This is a genomic window from Mycobacterium sp. (assembly GCF_032159565.1).
Taxonomy (GTDB): Bacteria; Actinomycetota; Actinomycetes; order Mycobacteriales; family Mycobacteriaceae; genus Mycobacterium.
In genome coordinates, this window is sequence record NZ_JAVHWR010000075.1 from 1 (window position 1) to 2,894 (window position 2,894).

Consider the following 2,894-nt stretch of genomic DNA (forward strand, 5'->3'; position numbering starts at 1 on the left):
CTGGCCGACCTCGCGATGCAACCCGTCATCGATCCAGTGTCGGACCTGCTGGGCCTGGTCGTCGGGAACACCCAGCATCGTCGTGATGACCTCGACGGGAAACGGCGCCGTGAACTCCTGAACGGCATCGAACCCGTCCGGATCGAGGCGGCTGATGTACTTCTCGACCTTGGCGGTCACCATCTGCTTCTGCGCCTGGATGGCGCGGGGAGTGAACACCTTGTTCATCAGGCTGCGCATGTTGCGGTGCTCGGGCGGGTCCATGAAGATGATCATCTTCATCCCCGTGGCCGTCGGCACGCCGCTCCTCACCGACGAAAGATCCACTCCGAACCGCGACGAGTAGGTCTCGAAGTCCTTGAACGCGGGCGCGACGTCTTCGTGCCGGGTCAGCGCGTAGAAGTCGTGCTCCTCGCTGTAATAGACCGGCGCCTCGTCGCGCATCTGGCGATACGTCTCGTAGGCCCCGTCGAAGAAGTCCTGCGAAAACGGGTCGAAGACAAGTTTCGCCTGGGTCATCAAAGCGCTCCTGAGCTGTATGAACTGTTCGTTGTTCATTACGGATGGCTGTTGACCTGTAACCCTAGCGGTAATGCCGTTTCCGTTAAAGAGAATGAGACACTCAAGAAATGTGTCTCATCGGTGCGAGGCCTGCATTGACCATCTCTTCCAGCGCGCCGAGGTCGCCACCCAGATCGGCGACCGTCTCGCGGACCACCGCGACGTCCTTGCCGATGAAGTCTCCGACGGAGTCGATGAAGGCAGCGGCGGACCCGGCCCGCGTGATGTTGCCCAGCGCACGGCTGCCCGCGCTGCCGTGCGCCAACGCCTCGAGCAGAGCGGATTCGGAGATGCCGAGCAGCTCACCCAGACGCACACCCTCGGCGACCACCCCGATCTGCGCGGCGAACAGTGCGTTGTTGATCAGCTTCACCAGCTGACCCGAACCCAACCGGCCGACATGCAGGATTGGGTCACCGTAGGCGCTCAGTACCGGCTGCGTGCGGGCCACGGCATCGTCGTCGCCGCCGACGAACAAGGTCAATCCGCCCGCGGCGATGTCGTGCGGTCCGCCGCTTACCGGAGCGTCGACGACGTCGACGCCGCGGGCGGCGATCGCTTGCGCGGTGCGCGGGCTACCCGAGGTGTGAATGACGAGCACGGCACCGGGCGACATGGCGGTGACCATGTCGTCGTCGAGGCAGACCTGCGTCACCTGTTCGTCGGTGAACACGCAGACGAGCACGACAGCGGCGCCCACCGCGACGGCGGCCGGCTTGGTCACGGCGTGAGCACCCAGTTGCGCTATGGCACCGGTCTTTTCGGGTGTGCGTCCCAAGGCGCGGACCTCATGGCCGGCCTCGACGAGTCGTCGAACCATGGGTGCACCCATTCGCCCCGCGCCGACGAAGCCTACTCGGGTCATCGCGGGTATCCCATCGCGTTCAGCGCGGCGTCCGCCCCGTCGAACACGGCAGGGTGCGCGGCCTGCGCGGTGTCGGCGAGGCTGGCGGCGTGCCGGACATCCTTCTGCAACAGTGCCCCCGCGATCGGCGCAAGGCCGTCCAGCGTTCCGCCGAAGACAGAGATGCTGCCGAGCGCCCTGCTGGTGGCTGACCCGCTGTTGAGCACCTCAGCCAGCCGATGGCGTTCGATGCCAAGGGATTCGCCCAGTTCGAGTGTGCTGATCGCGCCGCCCAGATTCGCGGTGAACAGCACATTGTTCAGGATTTTGGTGACCTGTCCGCTGCCCAGCGGACCCAGATGGATGATCGGGTCGGCGTAGGTCGAGAAGACCGGTCGGCAGCGCTCGACGACCTCGTCGTCGCCGCCAACCATGACGAGCAGGTGGCCTTCCTCCGCGGCGGGACCTCCACCGCTCACCGGAGCATCGATCACCGAAACGCCTTGCCCCGCAGCGGATTCGGCTAACTCTCGGCAGGTGTCGGGATGCACGGTGCTGTGGATGGCGACGATTCCACCCGACGCCAGCCCGGCCAGCACGCCGGTGTCGCCGCCGAAGACCTCTCTGACGTCGTCGTCGCCGACGACACACACGCACACCAGATCGCTGGCGGCGGCGAGTTCGGCGGGCGACTGGGCCGTCTTCGCGGCGGTGTCGGCGAAGGGTTCGAGGGTGGCGGCCCGGCGCGCCCACAACGTCAGGTCGTAACCGGCTTCGACGATCCGTCGCGCCATCGGGGCGCCCTGGCTGCCCAGTCCGATGAAGCCAACGCGCATCAACCCGCCTCCAGTTCCGTTTCGCGTGCCGCCGCGCATTCGCCGACGAACGACAGCACCCGCCGGTGGTATTCGCTCGCGCTCCAGCCGACGCTGAGATTGTGTCCGCTGTCTGCCATCTCGTTGACTACGACGCGGGGTGATGCCGTGAACAACGCGGCGATCGCCGCAGTCACGACCGGCGTCGTCTCCCAGACGCGCTCGTGGTCGGCGACGCTGAACTCGACCGGGACCGTGACCCGGCCTGCGATGTCGGGGAAGTCGCGGCGCGGCCAGTTCGCGGTGACGTCGGCCTCGTAGGGCGCGCCGGGTGCCGAGAGCCCGCCGGTCAGCACCTCGGGGGGATACAGGTCGGTGGGCTGCCACAGTAGGTCCCGCAGGCCTGCGGGACGTGATGTTGCGGTGGCCTCGCTGATGACGGCCTTCGCCTCGTCGCCGTACCGCAGTCCGGTGCCCGACAGTTCCACCCCCAGCACACCGGTGGCCCGTTCGTCGACCGCCATGCGCAGCCCGAGCTCACATCCTGCGGAGTGTGCGAGCAGGAAAAGCCCTGCCCCGTAGGGACTCTCGCCGATGACCTTGTCAACGGCGCCCAGCGCGAAGCCGACACGCCTGTTCGGCTCCGTCATATCGTCGTGGTAGAACGCCGACGC

Annotated in this window: 4 protein-coding genes; all 4 read right to left on the reverse strand. The window is 66.7% G+C overall.

Annotated features, from left to right (window positions below; translation table 11 throughout):
- Positions 1 to 519: cytochrome P450 family protein (locus QOC76_RS09355; protein ID WP_526356507.1), on the reverse strand; the 519-nt coding region annotated here is incomplete at its 3' end.
- 103 nt (positions 520 to 622) lie between these two features.
- The gene (locus QOC76_RS09360; protein ID WP_526356509.1) at positions 623 to 1,426 is read right to left on the reverse strand and encodes an NAD(P)-dependent oxidoreductase; all 804 of its coding nucleotides are present in this window, start codon (positions 1,424 to 1,426) and stop codon (positions 623 to 625) included.
- A complete protein-coding gene (locus QOC76_RS09365) occupies positions 1,423 to 2,241 on the reverse strand; it encodes an NAD(P)-dependent oxidoreductase (RefSeq protein WP_526356511.1) in 819 nt (272 codons plus the stop codon). Before QOC76_RS09365 ends, QOC76_RS09360 begins: the two co-directional genes overlap by 4 nt.
- Positions 2,241 to 2,894, reverse strand: a 654-nt coding sequence (locus tag QOC76_RS09370) for an alpha/beta hydrolase (protein ID WP_526356513.1), incomplete at its 5' end; no start/stop codon positions are given. The genes QOC76_RS09365 and QOC76_RS09370, both read right to left, overlap by 1 nt.